The following is a 20,781-nucleotide window of genomic DNA, read 5'->3' as shown; positions in this document are numbered from 1 at the left end:
ATACATTTGGTGTTTTCATATCGCCGCAATCAAGGCTAACACCAATACAACCGAAAAACCTACCGCCAGTAAGGCTGCAGTTCCAACAGCCACTCCACCGACTAGAATGGTTGACTTCAGATAATCTGTGATCACGAGGTTGATCTCGGTTATTTTTCCGGGTTCGATTTTGAATTTCATGTCCCGTGATTTAGAGCTGTCAATCTTTCCTTTTTCATCCTTCCAGCCTTTTATTCTCAAATAATATTTGCCTGGTAAAAGGTTTTCTACACGCAATACCGGGCCTTCGACCTCCTGAATGATCTTGGAGTCATCGTCATCGGGGTTCCCGTCATAAACTGCGATAATCATCTGGTGAGAGGTCGGCTTATTGTCATCCATGTCGCCTTTTGTGTCATAGGAGGTCACTATCAGAATGCCTTTTCCTGAAAGGTCTTCTTTTGAAGGGATTTGTTTTACATTTACCGTTGAACAACCTGATGATACGAACGCAATGAAAAATATTGATAGAATGTAACTTATGGTTTTGTTCATTTGATATCTCCCCTTGAAATATATTTCGGCTGAAATGATTCAAGCATTAGATAAAACAAAAGGAAGGAAGAATATTTTAATGAATGATCCGTGTAGTTGCAATTTGCAAGTAAGATTGATATAATTTGCTGAAATTGAAATTTCAAATGGGAGATTTAATTTATGAACAGGGTTACAAATGATCTGCTTGAGGAAATTGTATTCAAGATTTTCAAAGAGGTTCACAGACTGGAGAACATGGACATGGAACGGTTCGGCCTTTCCTGGCGTGACATTCATTCCCTGAAATTCCTTTTGAAGCATTCTCCCTGCAGGGTAAGCGATCTTGCAAATGAATTGAATATGCCGCTTTTCGCTGTTTCAAGGCTTCTTGCGGCCATGACGGAAAAAGGTCTTGTTGCCAAAGCAAAAGACGAGGTAGACAAACGCAATACTTACCTAAGCCTGACACCCGAAGGTGCAAGAATCATAAAGCAGGTACAGGCCCATCATTACCATATATTCACTTCATATCTGGAGCTTATGAATGAAAATGAAGCCTCTATAATGATTTCCTCGATGGGCAATGTCGGCAAACTGCTCGAGACCATAAGCACAAAGAAAAGACCTGAAAAAGCTGTTCCTCGCAATGAGGAACCCGGTGCAGTCGAGGTCGTTTTCTAGAAGATAAAGAAAAGGGGATTGTAATAAAGCCTCTGCCGTAACAAAAGGCAGAGGCTTTTCATCGTATTACTTGCTGAAGCTGTCAATAACCTCACCGTCTATATTCACAGCCCTTCCGCTCAGGTGCTCGCCGTCTACGTCGATGATCATGAAGTGATGCTGCGACTCGATGATTTCAAGCTGAGGCCAGTCTTTCCATGCTTCAGTGTCAAGACCTCCCCCGCCTCCTCCGGTTACGACATAATAGGTAAAAGGTTCACCTTCCCGGGGCCATCTGCCGCGTTCATATGCATGTGTGTGACCGCTGAATACAATATCGACACCGGATCCTTCGATAACCGGCACAAGGAAGTCTCTTGTAAGCTGGTCTCCATCGTAATAGTGGCCGTTCCAGAGTTCCGTATATGGAGGATAATGAAAGAATACGAATTTATGTGCGGCATTCCTGAAGCCGTCGGATTTGACGGTATTGAGGAACCACAGGTGCTGAGGGCTGTATGGGAAGAATATTACAGAATCCAGCACTATGAATATGCTGTTTCCGTAAGTGAAAGAAAACCAGTGGTCATTGCCGGGTTGTGAAAAATACTTATAGAAATAAGGCGATTCACCCTCATGATTGCCGATTGCTGAGAATACAGGGATTCTTGTTCGAAAATCCTTCATGGGTCCGAAATGTTTCAGATCCCATTCCGAAAGCACCCATCCGTCGGATACCAGGTCACCTACACCGACTGCTATATCGGGATCATACTCATCCATCAGGTTGATCAGCCTTCCGAAAATATCCGGATTATCCTGAGAGTCGCCCCATACTGTAAAACTGAAAGGAGTTTCGGTATCCGGCGCCGTTCTGAAGGTTGACGAAGGGCCTGGATTATCCACCCATTTTTTAAACAGGCTGGACTTCACTTTATTGATTATCTGATAATCGTAATAGCTTTCTGTCGATAGATTCTTGAGCCTGATGGTGTGGAATGTCTGAGGTATCTCCTCGACGGCAGTAAAAGGTACTGCCTGGGCAGAGCCCGCTAATGTATAATTAACGGCACCAAGGCAGGCCGATGTGGTTTCCCAGCAGATTGTAATGCCATCGGTGGTTACATTCTGAAGGTAAGGACCTTTTGTAATTGTGACTTCAGGGCATCCGCTCAGGAATAAAACTGCAACTGATAAGAACACAGACAGAAACAGATTCTTTCTACCACATTCAAGATGTCTCATTTTATTTCTCCTCATATGCAATAATATTCTTCAGGAAGTAGCAGATTGGCGGTTTTTTTAAAAGCATAAATTTGGTGTTCGATAGTGTCTGTCAAGTCATGGGTTTTGAATGATCGGGCATTGTGCTATTAAGATTATTATCATTATTTTGAGATAAAGGAGAGGACATGAAAGTTATTGCAATAAACGGAAGCCCGCGAAAAAACGGAAATACCGGGATATTGATCGGACATGTTTTCAGTGAGCTTGAGAAGGCCGGTATTCAGACTGAAATGATTCAGCTTTCAGGAATTAAAATCAGAGGCTGTGCCGCATGCTTTAAATGCGGTGAGAATCTTGACAGAAGGTGTGCCGTGAAAGATGATCCGCTCAACGGTTATATCGAGAAGATGCTTGATGCCGACGGAATAATACTGGCCTCACCCACCTACTTCACGGATGTGACGGCAGAGATGAAGGCACTGATCGATCGTGCGGGCATGGTGGCAAAAATGAACGCCGATATGTTCAGGCGCAAGGTGGGAGCGGCTGTCATAGCGGTCAGACGGGCAGGTGCAGTGTATGCATTCGATACGATCAACCATTTCTTCTTCATAAACCAGATGATTGTGCCAGGTTCAAGCTACTGGAATATGGGCATGGGGAGGGAACCCGGGTCGGTAGAGTCGGATGAGGAAGGCATAGCCATCATGAAGACGCTCGGTGTAAATATGGCATGGCTTTTAAAGAAGATTCATTCTTAGATAGTCTAATCCTTGCCAACTTAGATACGTTGATATATATCTGGCGCTCATGAAATTTACGGAAACATCCCTTAAAGACGCGTTTGTAATTGAACCTGTAATATTCAAGGATCAGCGAGGTTTTTTTACAGAAACGTACAGTAAAAGGATATTTGAAGATAAAGGTTTCAAGATCGATTTCGTGCAGGATAACCACTCTTTTTCAAAAGAAAAGGGTGTGTTGCGGGGCCTTCATTTCCAGAAGCCTCCTCACGCCCAGACAAAGCTCGTCCGCACCTTAAAGGGAAGCGTCTATGATGTGATAGTTGATTTAAGGAAAACTTCCGAGACATTCGGGAAATGGACAGGTGTGGAGCTTTCTGCCGATAACATGAAGATGCTTCTGGTTCCGAAGGGTTTTGCACATGCCTTCTGCACCCTTGAGCCGGAAAGTATTGTTTTTTACAAGGTTGATGAATTCTATGCTCCGAAGTCCGAAGGCGGGATAATATGGAACGATCCAGTGCTCGATATAGATTGGCCTTTTAAAGATATCCTTCTGTCCGACAAGGACAGGCGGCTGCCGTTAATGAGTGAAATCGGAGATGTGTTTTAAACAGTAAAGAAGATGAAAGCGCTTATTGTTACGGGCGGTGAAAGGCCTGAAAAAGACCTGCTGAAAAAAAAGGCCTCTTTTTCTTCCATGATTATTGCAGCAGACAGGGGTGCCGGATATTGCCTGGATGCCGGCATACTTCCAGACATGGTTGTCGGAGATATGGACTCTCTACATTCCGGTTTTCATGATGAACTTGTTTCAAAAGGAATAGAAATCCGCAGGTTTGATTGCAGAAAGGATATGACCGATACCCAGATTGCCGTCGATGCGGCGATCGAGAAGGGCGCAGATGAAATTGAAATACTGGCAGGTATTGGCTCGAGATTTGACCACAGTCTGGCGAATGTGCACCTTCTCTTCAGGGCGATGAAACAGGGTGCTAATGCGAAGATTGTTTCCGGAATCCATGAAATATTCCTGATCGAAAGAAAGAACATTATTATGAATGAAGCCGGTGCAATTGTCTCCTTCCTTCCCCTTGAGCGTTATGCAAAAGGCATAACCTTGAAGGGATTCGAATACGAGACGGATAATATGAATATGGATATGAGTTTCCCCATTGGTGTCAGCAATGTCATCCGTTCGAATTCCGCGGAGGTTTTTGTTTCGGATGGTATTCTGATTGCTGTAATTATAAGAAGCGGGGAGTGATGGAGAAGGATATGACAGGATTAAGACTGGCTAATGTTCTATAATCACTAGTGACAGAGAAACCCAATGATGCTATCGTTTCTTCAGTTTCATAAATAACGATATAAAAAAGGTTTTAAGTTAAACCAAAAATTATAAGAAAGATGAGAAAGGAGAACATGGTGAAAAGGTTAATAATTTTACTGGTTGTATTGGGATTGGCCGTAGTCGGCTGTTCAAAGGGCACTGAGGGTGGAAAACCTGCGGATCAGAAGGCGGTTAAGTTCAGCAATCCGCACGTAATAGCCAAGATAGGGACAACCGAAATAAAGGATTCCGATCTTGATGCGATACTGTCCCAGATTCCAGAGCCTTACCGTGAGCGTTATGCGACGCCTGAGGCAAAAAGGGAAATCATCGAGAAGATGGCGGAAGTAAAGATGATGGCAATGGAAGCAAAGAAGAGAGGCATAGACAAGAAGCCTGAAACAAAGCTGAAGCTTGAGTATATTGGCGATCAGATTCTAGCCCGTGATCTTGAGGAATCGACTGTAGAAAACATTAAAATAAGCGATGCCGACATCACGAAATATTATAACGATAACAAGGACAAGTTTGCACAGGGTCCAAGGGTAAAGGTAAGGCATATTCTTGTCGCTACTGAGCCTGAAGCCAAGGCGATTCTCGACCAGCTCAAAAAAGGCGCCGATTTTGCAAAACTTGCAAAAGAAAAATCAAAATGCCCTTCGGCTCAAAGGGGAGGAGACCTTGGATGGGTAACACCTGGAAGAATGGACCCTGAATTTGAAAAGGCCGCTTTTGCCCTTAAAAAAGGTCAGATGAGCGGGATTGTGAAATCCTCTTTCGGTTATCATATTATTATCTGTGACGACATAGAGGCCAAGAAAGAAAAGAGCCTTGCCGAGGTAAAACCGCAGATAGAAAGGCAGCTTCAGAGAGAGAAGAAAGAGGAAGCCGTCAACAAGATGAAAGAACAGGTAAAGAAGGATTTCCCGATTACAATAAACGAGGAGTACTTCAAGAAGGCGCAGGAAGAAGCAGCCAAGAAGACAAAAGAAGAAGCTCAGAAAGCACCTGCCGCTCCCGGGACACCAGGTGAATCAGCACCCGGCGCACCTGCTCCCGGACCACAGACTTCTCAGAATGCTCCAAAAACAGCACCTCAACAGGCTCAGCCGGCAAAGTAAGGAGTAGCCTTGCCTCTCTTCAGCTGGACAGGTTATACCGATAAAGGTAAGACCGAAAAAGGGATGCTCGATGCGGCATCCCTCAGGGAAGCGAAAGTCAAGCTGAAGGCCATGGGCCTTTTTGTAAGTTCAATTAATGAAGAGGCCCCTGTAGGTGCGGTACAAACCGGAACGGCGAATATCCGCGACATCCTCGGCAAAGTCAAAAAAGAGGATGTCGCAATTGTTACAAGACAGCTTTCAACCCTTATAGGGGCAAGTGTTCCGCTGGTTGAGGCTCTTAGCGCCCTGTACGATCAGACGGATAATCCCACGCTGAAAAAAACAATGGCACAGGTAAGGGATGCTGTAAACGAAGGCTCCGGCTTTGCCGACGCATTGGCTCAGCACAAGAAGATATTCCCCGATCTGTATGTAAACATGGTCAGGTCAGGAGAGGCGAGCGGTGCCCTGGATATCGTTCTAGACCGTCTGGCTGATTTTCTCGAAGGCCAGCGCAAGCTCATGGCGAAAGTTCAATCTGCAATGATCTATCCGGTCCTGCTGCTGTTTGTTGCGGTCGGTATAGTGTTCTTTCTGCTCACGACGATTGTTCCCAAGGTTGTATCGATGTTTGAAAGCATGCATCAGAACTTACCGCTTCCCACGAAGGTCCTTATTTTAATCAGCTCTTTTCTTGGGAAGACATGGTGGATCATAATACTTCTGTTTGTGGCCGCGATGTTTCTTCTGAACCGCTGGAAAAAGACCGAGACAGGCGCCCTCAAATTCGATAAGTTCAAAATGCGCATGCCTTTATTCGGCGCGGTATTCGTCAAGGTGTCGGTTGCCAGGTTTGCCAGAACTCTCGGTACGCTTTTAACGGCAGGTGTCCCTATTGTCGAGGCGATGACGATTGTGAAGACGATTGTTCAGAACAAGGTTATGGAGGCGTATCTGAGCGAGGCGACAAACGATATCATTGAAGGTTCTACTCTTGCCGCTCCGCTCAGGAGGTCAGGCATATTCCCGTCGATGGTGTATCATATGATTGAAGTGGGCGAGCGAAGCGGAACCCTTGAAGAGATGCTTATCAAGGCTGCGGATGCCTATGAAGACGATATCGAAACAACGGTTGCCGGGCTTACTTCCGTACTTGAACCGGTTATGATCATATTCATGGCGTTTATCGTAGGATTCATTATCATTTCAGTGCTGTTGCCGATGATACAGATGAGCACAGCAATCAAGTAGAGAAGGGGGAAGAGAATGCAGACTGACAAAAGAGGATTTACACTTATCGAATTGCTTGTGGTTGTGGTTATTCTTGGCATTCTCGTCACATTTGTCGCAACAAATCTGATGAAGGAACCTGAGAAGGCAAGGATAAACCAGACAAAAATTCAGATACAGACCCTTGAAGATGCACTCAAACTCTACAAACTGGAAAACTTTGAATATCCGTCGACCGAACAGGGCCTCAAGGCCCTTGTGGAAAAGCCTGTTGTGGGCAATATTCCCAAGAACTGGAAAGAAGGCGGTTATCTTGAAAAGGGGAAAGTGCCCAAAGATCCCTGGGGAAATGAATATATGTACTTGAATCCCGGAACCCATAATGTGAATGGTGTCGATATATTCTCTTACGGTCCTGACGGTCCGGGCGGAGATCAGAGCAAAATAATAGGGAACTGGGAAAGTGAGTCGCAGGAACGGACCCAGTAAAGGGTTTACTCTCCTTGAGCTGATGATCGTTATGGCGATCATCAGCATTGTTCTTGGATATGCAGCCCCCCGTATAATAACCAGTCTGACCAATTCCGATATTGACGTGGCACAGAGGATGCTGGAAGGCCTGTATCTCAATACCAAGTCCTTTGCGGTAAACCAGCATAAACCCTGTTATATCCAGTATGATATCGATAACAAGACGGTCGGTTTTTACCCGGTACCTGAGAGTTCGGGAAAAGAACCCGAGCTGGAAAAGAAGATCAAACTTCCTGGTTCAATCGAAATCAAGGGCGTCAAGACCATGAATCAGCCGAAAAAAGAACAGGGCAAGGCCGATATCAAGGTAAACACAGACGGAATAATCGAGAAGAGCCTTATTTATCTTGAAGGAAGCGGCGACAAAATATATACGCTGGAAGTCAAGCCGTTTTCAGGCAAATTCAAGGTTCACGACAGTTATATCGAGATGGGATATGGCAAGCAATAGCAGCAAAGGATTCAGCCTGCTTGAAGTAATGATTGCGATGGTTTTTCTAAGCATTACATTCATGGCTCTTCTGGAGGCGGAGGCCGAGGGCATAAAAATGTGCTCGCAGTCAAAGTTCATAACAACAGCAACACTTCTTGCGGAAAAGCATATCTCCGAGGTCAAGGCCGGGATTAATCAGGAGAAGCCGACGCCGGGACAGAAAAGCGGAGATTTCGGAGCGGATTACCCGGGATATACATACATAGAAGATATTGAGGCTACACCATTAGCCGCCTACTACAAATATACGCTTACAGTGAAATTTGGAACAGGCAAAGATGCCTACCAGAATAAGATCATAACTTTTATATATGCAAGCTGACAGAGACAATCTCGATTCATGCGCCGACTTCAATGACGATTACGCCGGTGTGATTGAGCCGTTATCGACGAACTTCCGCATGACAGAAATAGAAGAGAAATCAAGAAGAAAGGGCTTTACCCTGATAGAGGTAATGCTCGCGATTGCCATATCCATTGTTGTCATGGGTACGGTCTACGTCACATTCTACCAGTCGCATAAGGTGACAAGCACGGTAGCTGCCCAGACGGAAGTTTACCAGATGGCGAGGCTTTGTCTGGACCGGATGATTAAGGACCTGAACTGCATATATTTTTCACCGTATCTGATATTGGACGAAGACCTCAAGAAAAATGAAAAGGCCAACGAACTTGCCCAGAAATACAGGTTTATAGGAAAGAATGAGAATGACGGGACAAATGATACCGACAAGATATATTTCACGACCACGAGCGATATCGGTCTTGGCGATATAAGCGGTATCGTAAACGAGGTTGACTACGAGCTTAAGGAAGACCCTGACAACAAGGAACTCTATTTGCTGATAAGACGCGAGGACAATAAACCCCATGACGGGATAACCGACTCAGGGAAAAATCCCGGGATGGAAATAGCAGAGAACGTTGTTTCCATGAATATAGTCTATTATGACAAAAGCGGGAAAGAAAGCGATGAGTGGGATGCAACAAGCATGTCTCCCCCAACACTGCCGTCTTTAATCAAGATCACAATAACATTTAAAAACGGCAATGATAAATATGCGTTTACCGGGGTTGCGTATCCGGTGATTGCAAAGATGCAGCTGCCGGCAAGCGGGGAAAAGCAGGAATGAGACCGCTGATCAAGGATAAAAAAGGGGTGGTGCTTATTCTTGTGCTGGCTGTATGTGCGCTGTTCTACATACTCATATTCAATTTCAAATCCGATCAGGGCATGGACCGGGCGCTTGCCTATAATTTCAGGGATTCCCTCCAGTTGCAGTATCTGGGAAGCGCAGGGGTTGAGGCTGCAATGTCCATACTGGCTGATGACGACAACGAATATGATGCTGATGATGAAGACTGGGCCAAGTTTTCTCAATTCATGATGGTGGCGAGCGGCAGTCTTGAAGATATGAACATAGAAGGAAAAATTACAGACGAGTGTTCCAAGCTCGATATAAACAGCCTGGTCGAACTTGATGGCGACATATATAAAAAGAATGAATTCAGGGCGGCACAGCTTAAGAGACTGATGATTGATGTCCTTAAGATAGATATATCTGACAAAGAGGCTGATGATCTTATTAACAGTATTTGTGACTGGATCGACATTGATAATGAACCTCAGCCGAACGGCGGTGCTGAGGATGATTATTACAAGACGCTGGACGAGCCTTACGACTGCAAGGACGGTCCAATGGACTCGCCGGAAGAAATCCTTCTGGTCAAAGGCATGAAAAAGGAATGGTATTACGGTACAGAAGACTACAAGGGCATAGGACAGTTCATAACGGCCGGGACAAATTCAATGGGCAAGGGTGTAGTAAATTTGAATACCGCTTCGAAAGAGGTGCTGATGTGCCTTGCCCCAAGGATTGATGAAATGACTGCCGAACAGATCATTGACTGCAGACCGTTTAAAAAAACAGATGAAGTGCTTAAATGCATCCCGAATTACGATACGCTGGTGGAAGACCCGAATGAGGCTGCCAAACTGAAGGCGATGCTTGACATACAAAGCACCATGTTCAGTGTGGACATCAAAGGTACCATAGTATCAACTGGTGCTACGATTAATACAAAAGCAAAGCTCTTTGTGATTGATAATGGTACCCCGCAAATAGTATATTATAAAATATATTAAACAAGGGGAGCGACTCAAATATGGCAAGATACTCTCTGGGTGTTTACGGAGACGATACCGAAATACAGGCATGCCTTTTTAACTCTGGAGAATCCACCATTGAGAAGCTTATAAGACGAAGGAGAGATGTTGCTCACGGCCGTCCTGTCAAGAGCTTTGAAGAAGACGTCAAATCGCTTATTTCCGAGATTGGTTTTCGTGCAGAAAAAAACATAACCGCATTATCAGGCCAGTATGTCATGTACCGCCAGATGAAAAGGCCTTTCACCGACAGAAAGAAGATTGCGGAGACGGTTGGCCCGGAGGCGGAGACTCTGCTCCCTGTCGGGGATGACCTTAAGGTTGATTTCGTAATAGTCGGCAAGGATGATGCAGGTGAGACTCTCATCGAGGCTGCTGCGGCCAGAAAGACAGAGGTTGAAAAAATAGTATCGGGCTTAAGGAACGCGGGAATTGATCCCGAAGTCCTGGAAGCCCCTTCATCGGCAATAGGAGCCGGGGCCAGGAACATATTCAATCTGGGAGAAGAAAAGGGATACGTCGTAATCCATATGGGATGGAGAGACACATCCATCTGTATATTACACGGAAATGTGGTCAAGCATATGGGTTCTCTGCCTCAGGGTTTTGAAATGCTTCTGGAGTCTGTGGCGAAAGATATGGCGATAAGCATAAACGACGCATTCGAAAAAGCCATGGAAACAGGTATTGACGGAGGCGGCCATCTCGACAGGCTTATAATGGAAGTGATGATATCTCTGTATAAGATTCCGCGGGAGGTTGAGAACTATATAGCGATACCTGCCGGTTATGCCACCTGCATTAACGATTTTTCCACAATGCTCGAGAGTTCGGAAATATACAACAGCCAGCCGTCCTTTAAAGGTATCATATATGACGGCTCGACAAAGGACATGATGCTCTCGTTCATGTCCGTATCACTTGCCTTCAGGGGTGAAGACAAGGTCGACATGGTGAATTTCTATCAAAACGCCAATCCTTTTACAGCTCAACTGGGAAAATTGAAGGCACAATTCGGTGTCTGGGTAAAGGCAGCCGTCATTCTTGTCGTGCTGTGGGGTATCGGCTATACGGCGGACACTGTTCTGAAAAGCCGGATCAGCCACAAGCTTGATGCGCAGGTAAAAAAACAGTTTGCAATGCTTATGCCGCCCGGGTCCCCGATGGTAGACCCTGTTATTCAGCTTGAGCAAAGGCTCAAAACCCTCAATTCCGAATATGGAACCGGTGCAGGTGCAGGACAATCGCCCCTTGCCGTTATGAGAGAACTGAGCGAAAAGATTCCGGCGGATCTGAATACGGTAATTGATTCCCTGACACTTGATGAAAGTGCGCTGACTATCTCAGGCACGACGGATTCATATGAAAATGTCGAAAAAATCAAATCAGGCATTTCTAAGATCCCGTTTATAAGGGAAGTGAAAATCATATCCGCAAATGTAAACAAAAATGATCAGAAGGTCATATTCAAATTAACCTGTTCCATGGGCGGTCCAAAATGAAAATTAATCTGAAGGATGCCATTAATCTGAATGGTGTGATCAAGTTAAAGGATGAATTGAATGACAAGCTGAATCAGAAGCTTACCAGGAGAGAGAAACAATACCTTTTTGCAGGCTGCTGTTTTGCCATGATCTTTATTCTGGTTATATTCGTCATGCTTCCACTGGGAAGGCTCAATGCCAGGATGGAGAAAAATATTGATATTAAGGAAAAGCAGTTAAATAAGGTATATGAAATCGGTTCGAAGATTAAGGCGATTGAATCCGCAAATGCAAGCAGCCGGGCGTCGAGGGGTGATTTCACCGTATTCGGATACCTTGAGGATCTTGCCGGGAAACAGAATATCAAGGACAAAATAGAGTATATGAAACCTGTGACACTGGCCGACAACAAGAGAGAGGCTGTGGAAATAAGGATCAAGGGGGTTTCCGAAGGAGATCTGATAGGATTTTTATATGGTATTGATACTTCGCCGACCAATCTGAAGTTCAATCGTTTCAATCTAAGAAAATCGGAGAAGGATAAAACCATAGATGTCACTTTTCAGGTGCAGATAAATGGATAATGCAACTGCAGCAAAACCCAATTTCTGGAAGAAAACTCTTTATATTGTCTATGGGGTTTTCTGTGTTCTGCTGTTTTCATATCTGCTGTTTCCCTATTATGCATTAAAGCCGAAATTCGAAGATGCTTTGAGCAGGGTCATTGACATGGATGTTTCCATAAACGCGATTAAGCCCGCATTGCCTATAGGATGGACGATGATCGGACTTGATATATCTGATGAGCATGTCATGGACAGCCTGACATTAAAACCGAAGATACTCCCCCTGTTCATCGGCCGGTTCGCTCTGGGCGTTAAAATGACGGAAGGGAAGGGTTCGCTCAAAGGGCGCATTGCCACGACCTTTTTAAAGATCGGGAACAGGATTGATGTCGATCTGAGCATGAAGAAGTTCGAACTGGCAGTAGTGAGGCATTTTTCCAAAAAGCTCGAGGAGTTGTCTGGTACAGTGAGCGGCGAGGTGGATGTTACATACATAAAGAAAGAACCTGAAAGATCAAAAGGTGAAATAAACCTCCTTGTCGACAACGGTCAGATACCGATTAACATACCGGGCTTTCCTATTGCTGCCATCCCGTTCAGTAAGTTTGAGCTGAAGGCGGATATGGATAAGGGATTATTGAAAATCTCCAAGGCTGATCTGTCAGGGAACGATGTTTCGGGCAATATGCGCGGCGATATGAAAATGGGGGACAGTATTGAGAACTCTGACCTTAATTTTGTAGTCGGTCTGAGGCTTTCACCAGCTTACAGGTCTTTTCTCGGATCGTCAGGAAATGAAAATGTCAGGATCTCTATCGGGGGAAAATTGGGTTCACCTAGAACGAATTTCAATTAGAGAATCAGTGGAGACAGACAAACAGCAGTTGAGGATAGAAATGGGGGGAGATGAAAATGGACTTGAACAATAAGAAAAGCAATTTTCCAAAAGCGATAAACATAACCTGGGATGACCTGGAAAATCTAGTCTGGGATGTCTATTTGAATCTCAACGAGACAGGCTATGACCCTGATGTGGTTATTGCGGTTGCAAGGGGAGGGCTTGTCCCTGCAAGAATACTGCTCGATTACCTTCAGAAAAAACATATATGTACATTCCAGATGGGTCATCTGACAGGCGATATGACAATTACTGAAAATCCGATACTGATATATCCGCTCCCGGAAATCAACCTTACCGATAAGAAAGTGCTTGTTGTCGATGATGTCAGCGATGAAGGCATGACCATGAATGCGGTTGTAAACTACCTGAGTTCAAAGGTTGGAGATATAAAAACAGCGGTTCTTGTCAGTAAAAAGGACAGCAGATTCAAGGCGGATTTCTGTCCCAGGGTCATGGATGACTGGCGGTGGGTGCTGTTCCCGTGGTCCAAGCATGAAGACCTGGTCATATTTACCGAGAAAGCTCTCCAGATAACAGGCGGTGCTACAATTGAAGAGATAATAGGGATACTTGAAGATTCAATGAACCTGGAGATAGCCACGCGGGATATCGAAAAAGCGCTCTCGGACATGAGCATATCGGGAGAGATTGAAGAGCGCGACGGGGCATGGCACCTTCTCTGATCATGTCAGTGCTAAAGGACATAAAAAAGATAAAATGAACAGGGCAATATCCTTCGACCTGGACGGGACTCTTACCACCCGTACATTCGTCGATGCCGTCTGGGAAGAGGGGGTTCCTTCAAGTGTATCTCGGAGCTATAAGATCCCTGAAGAAGCGGCGAGATTTATATGCCGGAACGCCTACGAGATTATAGGAGACAGGTCAATCAGATATTACCAGCTTCCTTTCTGGCTTAAACATTTCGGGCTTGATGAAGATGCAGATGAAATAATCAGAAATTTCTCCCATCGCATAGCGCTTTACAGCGATGTCATACCGACCCTCAGCAGGCTTAAGCAGCAGGGTTTCAAGCTTATAATATTTTCAAACGCAACAAGGCTCTTTCTTGATGAAGAGATGAGCAGAGGCGGGTTGAACCCCTATTTTGACCTTGTAGTTTCACTCCCTGATGACTGGAATATGCTCAAGTCGGGCCCATACGCCTTCAGCAGGCTCGAGAATGTTGCAGGTCCATTCATCCATGTGGGCGACAGCATTCATCATGATTTCATGGCGCCTGTAAAAGCGGGCTATGACGCCTGCCATATATTCCGAGGTAAAGGTGAAAGGCATGAAAGCTCGATAGATTCGCTTGATGAGATTCTGGGTATTGTAAATGGATGAATGCCCAAAAGTGGATGCCGGTAATCGAAAAAACAATTTCTCATATTTATTCCTTTTTTAGTATTCCCTTTGTTGCCTATGGGGTTATATCTGTATTAGATTCCAATAAAGAAATTCGGAGGCGGTAAAAGGCCATGCTGACATTCTATACGGCTGGAGAATCACACGGCAGGGGAATATTTGCCTTTCTTGACGGGATACCTGCGGGACTCGAGATTTCAAAAGAGGCTGTTGATAACGACCTTGCCAGGCGGCAAATGGGTTACGGCCGTGGCGGACGGATGAAGATAGAAAAAGACAAGGTTGATGTCCTGTCCGGTATTCGCGGCGGCATAACTCTGGGAAGCCCGGTACTTCTAGCTGTGTGGAATGTCGATTTTGAAAACTGGAAAAGTTTTATGGACCCTTTCAGCATAATTCCGGGAAAAGAACTTTATACGCCCAGACCCGGGCATGCGGACTTGTCAGGCGCAATAAGGTTCGGCCACAAGGATTTGCGCAATGTCCTGGAAAGGAGCAGCGCAAGAGAAACAGCAGGAAGGGTTGCCGCGGGCGGATTTTTAAGGTGCCTGTTAAAAGTGCTCGGCATCGAGGTTTACGGCTTCGTCACAGGAATAGGGAAGGCGAGGTTCGATGGTGAGTTTGATATAATGAAAAGAGACGCATCGAGTGTTTTCTGTCCTGACCCGGCGGCATCGGAAGAAATGGAAAAGGAAATTGAAAAGGCCATCAAGGATGGTGACACCCTGGGTGGAAATTTCAGGATAGAGGTCACAGGGCTTCCTGCCGGCATCGGCTCATCCGCACAGTGGGACAAGAGGCTGGATACGATGATATCCGCATTCATGATGTCCATTCCTGCGATTAAAGCTGTACAGATTGGAAAGGGTACACTGTCGGGTGAGATGAGAGGCTCTGTTCTTCATGATGAAATATACGCAGGAGGCAAAAGGGGAACGAACAATGCAGGCGGTATTGAAGGCGGCATTTCAAACGGAGAGAATATTATCGTCACATGCACGATGAAACCTATTCCAACGCTTATCAAGGGGCTAAATTCAATTGACATCAGAAGCGGTGCGGAAGTGAAGGCGCAATATGAACGCTCCGATTACTGCGCAGTGCCTGCCGCAAGCGTTGCAGGCGAGGCAATGATGATTATTGCAATCGCCAGAGCAATATTAAACGATTACGGTCAGGCAAATATTGACGAGTTGAAATATGCATTTGATGAACACAGGAGGCGTTCGATACTTCGATGATCTTTCTTACTGGATTCATGGGAACTGGCAAGACAACTATAGGCGCAGAGCTTGCGAAGATAATGTCTCAGCCGTTTATCGACATGGATGAAGTAATTGTCTCAAAGACAGGTTCCACCATTCCCGAAATTTTCAAATATGCCGGCGAGAAGGCATTTCGTATGATAGAAAGGGATGTCCTCTTTGAAGTAGCCGGTAAAGGTACAGGTATTGTCTCAACCGGCGGCGGCGCGCCTGTAAATCCATTGAATCGTGCTGTCATGAAGGCATCAGGTGCGATAATAAACCTTACGGCGCCGCTAGATGTCCTCAGAAAACGTGTGGGCAGGGACAGCAACAGACCGAACTGGAACGATGGAATCGAAAAGCTTTTCGATTCGCGCCGGACCGCCTACTCGGACGCAGATCTGATAATCGATACAAATCGACTGAGCGTAAAAGGATCGGCAAAGAAAATAAAGAAATTCATAGAAACCGCACCAGAGCCTGTGCCGGTGCTTCTGGAAAACCAGCCTTACCCTGTCTATATCGGTAAGGGAATATTCGACGGGCTTGATGCACTTATCAGCCGCCATATGAAACCCGAAGGCATTTTCTGCCTTGTCGATGAAAATGTATCAAGGCTTTACAAAAGTAAAATCAAAAAGGCAGTTTCCGGATTCAGGCACCTAATAATGGAAGTCCCGGCGGGTGAAGGGTCTAAGAGCTGCGAGTTTCTTGATAAGGTTCTTTCAGAAATGCTTTCATCCGGTATGAACCGGCAGTGGTCCTGCCTCGCAATCGGCGGGGGCGTTACCGGGGATCTTTCCGGGTTTGCATCGGGCGTTTTCATGAGGGGGATTCCTGTTGTCCAGGTGCCCACTACGCTGCTTTCACAAGTGGATGCAAGCATTGGGGGCAAGACCGGAATAAACCATGAAAAGGGCAAAAATCTGATAGGCCTGTTCAAACAGCCTGCATTCGTTGTGTGTGATACAAAGTTTCTTGATACACTTGAAAAGGAAGAAATCACAGGCGGTATGGGAGAGGTCGTTAAATACGGCATCATTATGGACAGGGTCATTTTCGACGGTCTTGAGAATGAAGGCCTCGATATGGAAACTGTTGTCAGGATGTGCTGCAGGGACAAGGCGTATGTGGTGGCCAGAGATGAACTGGAAGGATCACTGAGACGTATCCTCAATTTCGGACATACGCTCGGCCATGCAATCGAGCAGTATTATGAATTTAAAATGCATCATGGCGAGGCGGTCGCCATGGGTATGGAGTTTGCGTGTTTCCTTTCCGGTGAACTCGGTCTGATGAAGAGCAGTGAAATATCCAGGGTGAAAAAGCTAATGGACAAATACGGCATGGTCTCGGGCAGATATTCTCTTCCCCCGGCTGGCAGAGTCGGCACGGCAATGGCGGTCGACAAGAAGTCCGCTTCCGATGGCATCAATTTCGTTCTGGCAAAGGGGATAGGCGGCTTTGAGGTCAGAAAATTGAAACTGGATTTCATACTTGATGCATATAAGAGGTATTCACGTGGATATAAAAAAGGCGTTCGCTGAAGGAAGATATCTCGATATAATCGAGGCATCCAGTGAGATTACGACTACCAGGGATAAGATAATTCTGGGTATGTCGCTCATGAAAATGGGCGAGTATCAGCAGGCGGCCCTCATACTTGCCGGCATCGAGGCGCAGATCGATGAAATGGTAGATGCCCTGAAGCATCTGGGAACCGTTTATGCGAAAATGGGCGAGTCAGACCTTTCCAGAAGATGCATTGAACGCTATATTGCATTCAGGCCGGAGGATGACGAGGCGCTGGATCTTCTTGAAGGGACACCTGAAACTGAAATGGTTTCGGGCCAATCGATTGAACTTGCCAGGGTATATGCGGCACAGGGGCTTTATGAGCAGTCGCTTGACATATTTGCTGCGCTTGAAGAAATCAGGACTGATGCCGGAGTAAAAAAAGAGGCCACCGACATACAGAAGCTTTTCATCATCAAAACGCTTGAAGAATGGCTTGGGAGGATTAAATATGAAGGTTCTGATAATTAACGGCCCGAATCTCAATATGCTCGGAAAAAGGGAGACATCTGTTTACGGGACCACCACCCTTGCCGATATCGAGAAGATGATCAGGGAAAAGGCTCAAATACTCGGAGCAGAAATCGATTTTTTTCAATCGAACCATGAAGGGGAGCTTATTGACAGGATTCACAAGGCCGGAATTGAAAAGATGGACGGCATCATCATCAACCCAGGCGGATTTACCCACACATCTGTAGCATTGCGCGATGCCATGCTGGCGGCAGATATCCCGTTTGTCGAAGTCCACATAAGTAATGTCGCGAAACGTGAAGATTTCAGACATAAGAGCTTTTTCTCCGATATCGCCATAGGGACCATAGCGGGTCTGGGTCCCATAGGGTACTGCCTTGCCCTTGAGGGACTGGCCGGATGGAAACGAGGCTAGCAAGGGCCAGGGCGTATCTCTCCGACGGCCTTGATGCGCTTCTTTTGGTATCCAGGCCCAATATTTTATGGGTCACCGGTTTCACTGGCACGGATGCTGCGCTCATAATTACGAGTGATCAGGTAAGGCTCTTTGTCGATTCGCGATACACGGTCCAGGCTGAACTTGAAACTTCTTATGATGTTCAGGAAATTTCTCAGAAGTGGGAAGAAATCGGCCTCTTTCTGACGGAAAGGAAGATATCAAGAATCGGTTTTGAATCGAATATCCTTGATTACGATATGGCCACGAAGCTCAAGGAGATATTTTCAGGTGTGGAGCTTGTGCCTGCAGGGAGTATGCTCAGGGACCTTAGAATAATCAAGGACGGCGTAGAGGTCAGGAAAATAGTTCAGGCGGCAGAGATATCAGAAAAGGTAATGAAAAGCATCCTTGAGAAGGGCATCATTGGAAGGACCGAAAGGGATGTTGCAATCGAGATTGAATATGAGATGAGAAGGTCAGGGGCGGATGGCCCGTCATTCGAGACAATTGTGGCATCGGGTCCGAGAAGCGCAATGCCGCATGCTTCCCCGACGGATAAGATAATCGGCAGAAAGGAGGCTGTCGTCTTCGATTTCGGATGCATATATGAAGGATACTGTTCCGACCAGACAGTTACCGTATTCACGGGAGAACCGGATGCTGAGTTCAAGGATGTCTATGCAAAGGTTTGGAAAGCCCAGCAGAGGGCCATCGAAGGAATCGCGCCTGGGAAAAAGGCCTCGGATATAGATGCGCTTGCAAGGGGCTATCTTGATGAAAACGGGCTGGAACACTGCTATGGACACGGTACGGGTCATGGCGTAGGCATGGAGGTTCACGAACCGCCCGCAATTTCTCCAAGATCGGGCGATTCAATCAGACAGGGTATGGTTATAACAATTGAGCCTGCCGCATATTTTGAAGGAAGGTACGGCATACGCATTGAGGATTGCCTTTTTGTAACAGATAGCTCTTGCAAGCACCTTACAAATATTGCTAAGGGTGCTATAATAATAGCCGACTGAGGTGAAAAAATTATTAAGAGGTAGCAATGCAATATTCGACAGCGGATTTCAGAAAGGGACTGAGGATAGAGCTTGATAAGGAGCCGTTCATCATTGTTGATTTTCAGCATGTCAAACCCGGAAAGGGCGGGGCTTTCGTAAGGACAAAAATGAAAAGCCTTGTTTCGGGCCGTGTTCTCGAAAAGACATTTCGATCCGGAGAAAAGGTTGATGTGCCAGATCTCGAAGATAAAAACATGGTTTACCTTTATAATGATGATTCGGGCTATCATTTCATGGACAACGAGACGTATGAGCAGATGGCGCTCACCGAAGACCATATGGGTGATACCCTGGGTTATCTGAAAGAAAACTGCATTGTCGATATCCTGTTCCATAATAAGAAACCCATCGGAGTCGAACTCCCAAATTTTCTTGAGCTTAAAGTTGTCGAAACCGTTCCCGGAGTCAGAGGCAATACGGTAAGCGGGGGGACAAAACCCGCCAAGCTTGAGACAGGCGCGACCATACAGGTTCCTCTCTTTATAAACGAGGGTGATCTTTTAAAGGTTGATACAAGAAACGGGACCTATATCGAGAGAGTGAGCTGAATGAATCTGAAAACACTCAAAGATGTTATTGATATTATCAAAGGGACGGATATCGTCGAGCTTGAATGGACACCCGAAAGGATCCATGTCGTAAGAGGAATCAAACCGCAGCCAGAAAAAGCATCTTCAGAGCCGAGGGCAATGACCAAGGTAGAAGAAAAGCCGACTATTACAGTGACCTCACCACTTGTAGGCACTTTTTACAGGGCTTCCGTTCCTGAAGCCCAACCGTTTGTGCAGGTGGGTGACAGGGTGGCAAAAGGGCAATGCCTCTGCGTAATTGAGGCTATGAAGCTGATGAACGAGATAGAGTCTCATGTGAACGGCACAGTATCGGCTATTTTGAAACAGGATGGCGAAAGGGTCGGATATGGAGACCCTCTTTTTATAATTGAAGGATTATAAACCAGAAAATGATCCCGATTAAAAATGCCGGGGGGGAACGATGAGCCCCTGGCTTTTTATTTCTGACGGCAGATATCCCTCTGAGATGAACATGGGCAGGGACGAGGCCCTTTTCGAAAAAGTCATCAGTAGAGAAATACCAGGAGCGCTAAGATTCTACAACTGGGACAGGGTTGCGGTGACGGCAGGCTATCACCAGAAGGGTTTCAGGCTTTATGATAAGGACCTTGACATACCTGTGCTTATGCGTCCAACAGGAGGAGGAGCCGTGCTGCATTCAGATGATATAACCTTCAGCGTCAGCGCCCCTTTGGAAGGACAGTTCAAGGGCGATATAATGGCAGCATATGGCATGATATCCCATATTTTTCTCAAGGCATTCAAGGTCTGCGGACTTGAAGCCGGGTTGCTTACTCACAAAAGCGGTTTCTCAAGCATCTGTTTTGAGAGGGGTGCACAGCTTGAGCTTCAATACATGGGAAGGAAAATAATGGGTGCGGCACAGATGAGAAAAAAAGAGTTCTTTCTTCTGCAAGGGGTGATCCCGCTGAATGTTGACCGTGATCTCTATAAAAGGGTTTTCGGTCCGGAGGCAAGACCGCCGGCGGGCATTTATGAAATGCTGCCGGAATTTCCCGAAAAGTCGTTTGTTGAGGCGGTCAGGAAACTAATGTATCAAAGTATCAGTGCAGGAGAGATATAAG

Annotated in this window: 26 protein-coding genes; 24 read left to right on the top strand and 2 right to left on the bottom strand. The window is 45.9% G+C overall.

The window, feature by feature from the left end; all coding sequences use genetic code 11:
• Window positions 1-15: 15 nt before the first annotated feature.
• Window positions 16-534, bottom strand: a complete 519-nt coding sequence (locus VIS94_10335) for a hypothetical protein (GenBank protein HEY9161470.1) — start codon at window positions 532-534, stop codon at window positions 16-18.
• 162 nt (window positions 535-696) lie between these two features.
• Here VIS94_10335 and VIS94_10330 point away from each other — a divergent pair, with 162 nt between their 5' ends.
• Window positions 697-1,197, top strand: a complete 501-nt coding sequence (locus VIS94_10330) for a winged helix DNA-binding protein (protein ID HEY9161469.1) — start codon at window positions 697-699, stop codon at window positions 1,195-1,197.
• Window positions 1,198-1,263: 66 nt separating this feature from the next.
• On the opposite strand, the gene VIS94_10325 is transcribed toward VIS94_10330, so the two are convergent.
• Complete coding sequence (locus VIS94_10325) at window positions 1,264-2,421, bottom strand: metallophosphoesterase (protein ID HEY9161468.1); 1,158 nt, start codon at window positions 2,419-2,421, stop codon at window positions 1,264-1,266.
• A 167-nt stretch (window positions 2,422-2,588) separates the two neighbouring features.
• On the opposite strand from VIS94_10325, the gene VIS94_10320 reads away from it, so the two are divergent.
• The 23 genes from VIS94_10320 (at window position 2,589) to VIS94_10210 (ending at window position 20,780) form a co-directional block, all read left to right on the top strand.
• A complete protein-coding gene (locus VIS94_10320) occupies window positions 2,589-3,164 on the top strand; it encodes a flavodoxin family protein (protein HEY9161467.1) in 576 nt (191 codons plus the stop codon).
• A 49-nt stretch (window positions 3,165-3,213) separates the two neighbouring features.
• Window positions 3,214-3,759: a dTDP-4-dehydrorhamnose 3,5-epimerase gene (gene rfbC / locus VIS94_10315; protein HEY9161466.1), complete on the top strand. Its 546-nt coding sequence runs from the start codon at window positions 3,214-3,216 to the stop codon at window positions 3,757-3,759.
• Between the two features lie 12 nt (window positions 3,760-3,771).
• Window positions 3,772-4,413, top strand: a complete 642-nt coding sequence (locus VIS94_10310) for a thiamine diphosphokinase (protein HEY9161465.1) — start codon at window positions 3,772-3,774, stop codon at window positions 4,411-4,413.
• Between the two features lie 143 nt (window positions 4,414-4,556).
• Window positions 4,557-5,600 (top strand): peptidylprolyl isomerase, encoded by a 1,044-nt coding sequence (locus tag VIS94_10305; protein ID HEY9161464.1) that lies wholly within the window; start codon window positions 4,557-4,559, stop codon window positions 5,598-5,600.
• 9 nt (window positions 5,601-5,609) lie between these two features.
• Window positions 5,610-6,833 carry a type II secretion system inner membrane protein GspF gene (gene gspF, locus VIS94_10300; GenBank protein HEY9161463.1) on the top strand — a complete coding sequence of 408 codons (1,224 nt, stop codon included), beginning with the start codon at window positions 5,610-5,612 and terminating at the stop codon, window positions 6,831-6,833.
• A gap of 15 nt (window positions 6,834-6,848) precedes the next feature.
• On the top strand, window positions 6,849-7,301 hold the full coding sequence (gene gspG / locus VIS94_10295) for a type II secretion system major pseudopilin GspG (GenBank protein HEY9161462.1): 453 nt from the start codon (window positions 6,849-6,851) through the stop codon (window positions 7,299-7,301).
• A complete protein-coding gene (locus tag VIS94_10290) occupies window positions 7,276-7,794 on the top strand; it encodes a type II secretion system protein (protein HEY9161461.1) in 519 nt (172 codons plus the stop codon). Before gspG ends, VIS94_10290 begins: the two co-directional genes overlap by 26 nt.
• Complete coding sequence (locus VIS94_10285; GenBank protein ID HEY9161460.1) at window positions 7,781-8,158, top strand: prepilin-type N-terminal cleavage/methylation domain-containing protein; 378 nt, start codon at window positions 7,781-7,783, stop codon at window positions 8,156-8,158. The genes VIS94_10290 and VIS94_10285 overlap by 14 nt, the downstream gene beginning before the upstream one ends.
• Entirely contained in the window at window positions 8,148-8,969 is an 822-nt protein-coding gene (locus VIS94_10280; protein ID HEY9161459.1) for a prepilin-type N-terminal cleavage/methylation domain-containing protein, read from the top strand. Before VIS94_10285 ends, VIS94_10280 begins: the two co-directional genes overlap by 11 nt.
• Window positions 8,966-9,982 (top strand): type II secretion system minor pseudopilin GspK, encoded by a 1,017-nt coding sequence (gene gspK, locus VIS94_10275; GenBank protein ID HEY9161458.1) that lies wholly within the window; start codon window positions 8,966-8,968, stop codon window positions 9,980-9,982. Before VIS94_10280 ends, gspK begins: the two co-directional genes overlap by 4 nt.
• Window positions 9,983-10,002: 20 nt before the next feature.
• On the top strand, window positions 10,003-11,505 hold the full coding sequence (locus VIS94_10270; protein HEY9161457.1) for a PilN domain-containing protein: 1,503 nt from the start codon (window positions 10,003-10,005) through the stop codon (window positions 11,503-11,505).
• Window positions 11,502-12,071: a type II secretion system protein GspM gene (gene gspM / locus VIS94_10265; protein ID HEY9161456.1), complete on the top strand. Its 570-nt coding sequence runs from the start codon at window positions 11,502-11,504 to the stop codon at window positions 12,069-12,071. Before VIS94_10270 ends, gspM begins: the two co-directional genes overlap by 4 nt.
• Window positions 12,064-12,909: a type II secretion system protein GspN gene (gene gspN / locus VIS94_10260; protein ID HEY9161455.1), complete on the top strand. Its 846-nt coding sequence runs from the start codon at window positions 12,064-12,066 to the stop codon at window positions 12,907-12,909. The genes gspM and gspN overlap by 8 nt, the downstream gene beginning before the upstream one ends.
• Before the next feature lie 56 nt (window positions 12,910-12,965).
• Window positions 12,966-13,637 (top strand): phosphoribosyltransferase, encoded by a 672-nt coding sequence (locus VIS94_10255; protein ID HEY9161454.1) that lies wholly within the window; start codon window positions 12,966-12,968, stop codon window positions 13,635-13,637.
• A gap of 34 nt (window positions 13,638-13,671) precedes the next feature.
• Entirely contained in the window at window positions 13,672-14,301 is a 630-nt protein-coding gene (locus tag VIS94_10250) for an HAD family hydrolase (GenBank protein ID HEY9161453.1), read from the top strand.
• A gap of 134 nt (window positions 14,302-14,435) precedes the next feature.
• Complete coding sequence (gene aroC / locus VIS94_10245; GenBank protein ID HEY9161452.1) at window positions 14,436-15,563, top strand: chorismate synthase; 1,128 nt, start codon at window positions 14,436-14,438, stop codon at window positions 15,561-15,563.
• The gene (aroB, locus tag VIS94_10240; protein HEY9161451.1) at window positions 15,560-17,116 is read left to right on the top strand and encodes a 3-dehydroquinate synthase; all 1,557 of its coding nucleotides are present in this window, start codon (window positions 15,560-15,562) and stop codon (window positions 17,114-17,116) included. Before aroC ends, aroB begins: the two co-directional genes overlap by 4 nt.
• Window positions 17,091-17,615, top strand: a complete 525-nt coding sequence (locus VIS94_10235) for a hypothetical protein (GenBank protein ID HEY9161450.1) — start codon at window positions 17,091-17,093, stop codon at window positions 17,613-17,615. The genes aroB and VIS94_10235 overlap by 26 nt, the downstream gene beginning before the upstream one ends.
• Window positions 17,596-18,033 carry a type II 3-dehydroquinate dehydratase gene (gene aroQ / locus VIS94_10230; protein ID HEY9161449.1) on the top strand — a complete coding sequence of 146 codons (438 nt, stop codon included), beginning with the start codon at window positions 17,596-17,598 and terminating at the stop codon, window positions 18,031-18,033. Before VIS94_10235 ends, aroQ begins: the two co-directional genes overlap by 20 nt.
• Entirely contained in the window at window positions 18,018-19,082 is a 1,065-nt protein-coding gene (locus VIS94_10225) for a Xaa-Pro peptidase family protein (GenBank protein HEY9161448.1), read from the top strand. Before aroQ ends, VIS94_10225 begins: the two co-directional genes overlap by 16 nt.
• A gap of 26 nt (window positions 19,083-19,108) precedes the next feature.
• Window positions 19,109-19,672, top strand: a complete 564-nt coding sequence (efp, locus tag VIS94_10220) for an elongation factor P (GenBank protein ID HEY9161447.1) — start codon at window positions 19,109-19,111, stop codon at window positions 19,670-19,672.
• Window positions 19,673-20,077 carry an acetyl-CoA carboxylase biotin carboxyl carrier protein gene (accB, locus tag VIS94_10215; GenBank protein HEY9161446.1) on the top strand — a complete coding sequence of 135 codons (405 nt, stop codon included), beginning with the start codon at window positions 19,673-19,675 and terminating at the stop codon, window positions 20,075-20,077.
• 40 nt (window positions 20,078-20,117) lie between these two features.
• The gene (locus VIS94_10210) at window positions 20,118-20,780 is read left to right on the top strand and encodes a hypothetical protein (protein ID HEY9161445.1); all 663 of its coding nucleotides are present in this window, start codon (window positions 20,118-20,120) and stop codon (window positions 20,778-20,780) included.
• The last annotated feature ends 1 nt before the right edge of the window (window position 20,781 follow it).

Source organism: Desulfomonilia bacterium (assembly GCA_036567785.1).
Taxonomy (GTDB): Bacteria; Desulfobacterota; Desulfomonilia; order UBA1062; family UBA1062; genus DATCTV01.
This window is presented reverse-complemented; position numbering and strand designations above follow the sequence as displayed.

Coding starts and splice junctions, on each gene's coding strand:
- VIS94_10250 (HEY9161453.1), top strand. CDS start 13,672: ATGAACAGGGCAATATCCTTCGACCTGGACGGGACTCTTACCACCCGT.
- gspK (HEY9161458.1), top strand. CDS start 8,966: ATGAGACCGCTGATCAAGGATAAAAAAGGGGTGGTGCTTATTCTTGTG.
- VIS94_10255 (HEY9161454.1), top strand. CDS start 12,966: ATGGACTTGAACAATAAGAAAAGCAATTTTCCAAAAGCGATAAACATA.
- accB (HEY9161446.1), top strand. CDS start 19,673: ATGAATCTGAAAACACTCAAAGATGTTATTGATATTATCAAAGGGACG.
- VIS94_10330 (HEY9161469.1), top strand. CDS start 697: ATGAACAGGGTTACAAATGATCTGCTTGAGGAAATTGTATTCAAGATT.
- VIS94_10335 (HEY9161470.1), bottom strand. CDS start 534: ATGAACAAAACCATAAGTTACATTCTATCAATATTTTTCATTGCGTTC.
- aroQ (HEY9161449.1), top strand. CDS start 17,596: ATGAAGGTTCTGATAATTAACGGCCCGAATCTCAATATGCTCGGAAAA.
- gspG (HEY9161462.1), top strand. CDS start 6,849: ATGCAGACTGACAAAAGAGGATTTACACTTATCGAATTGCTTGTGGTT.
- rfbC (HEY9161466.1), top strand. CDS start 3,214: ATGAAATTTACGGAAACATCCCTTAAAGACGCGTTTGTAATTGAACCT.
- VIS94_10225 (HEY9161448.1), top strand. CDS start 18,018: ATGGAAACGAGGCTAGCAAGGGCCAGGGCGTATCTCTCCGACGGCCTT.
- gspM (HEY9161456.1), top strand. CDS start 11,502: ATGAAAATTAATCTGAAGGATGCCATTAATCTGAATGGTGTGATCAAG.
- aroC (HEY9161452.1), top strand. CDS start 14,436: ATGCTGACATTCTATACGGCTGGAGAATCACACGGCAGGGGAATATTT.
- VIS94_10280 (HEY9161459.1), top strand. CDS start 8,148: ATGCAAGCTGACAGAGACAATCTCGATTCATGCGCCGACTTCAATGAC.
- VIS94_10210 (HEY9161445.1), top strand. CDS start 20,118: ATGAGCCCCTGGCTTTTTATTTCTGACGGCAGATATCCCTCTGAGATG.
- VIS94_10310 (HEY9161465.1), top strand. CDS start 3,772: ATGAAAGCGCTTATTGTTACGGGCGGTGAAAGGCCTGAAAAAGACCTG.
- VIS94_10305 (HEY9161464.1), top strand. CDS start 4,557: ATGAGAAAGGAGAACATGGTGAAAAGGTTAATAATTTTACTGGTTGTA.
- VIS94_10270 (HEY9161457.1), top strand. CDS start 10,003: ATGGCAAGATACTCTCTGGGTGTTTACGGAGACGATACCGAAATACAG.
- VIS94_10320 (HEY9161467.1), top strand. CDS start 2,589: ATGAAAGTTATTGCAATAAACGGAAGCCCGCGAAAAAACGGAAATACC.
- gspN (HEY9161455.1), top strand. CDS start 12,064: ATGGATAATGCAACTGCAGCAAAACCCAATTTCTGGAAGAAAACTCTT.
- aroB (HEY9161451.1), top strand. CDS start 15,560: ATGATCTTTCTTACTGGATTCATGGGAACTGGCAAGACAACTATAGGC.
- efp (HEY9161447.1), top strand. CDS start 19,109: ATGCAATATTCGACAGCGGATTTCAGAAAGGGACTGAGGATAGAGCTT.
- VIS94_10285 (HEY9161460.1), top strand. CDS start 7,781: ATGGCAAGCAATAGCAGCAAAGGATTCAGCCTGCTTGAAGTAATGATT.
- VIS94_10325 (HEY9161468.1), bottom strand. CDS start 2,421: ATGAGACATCTTGAATGTGGTAGAAAGAATCTGTTTCTGTCTGTGTTC.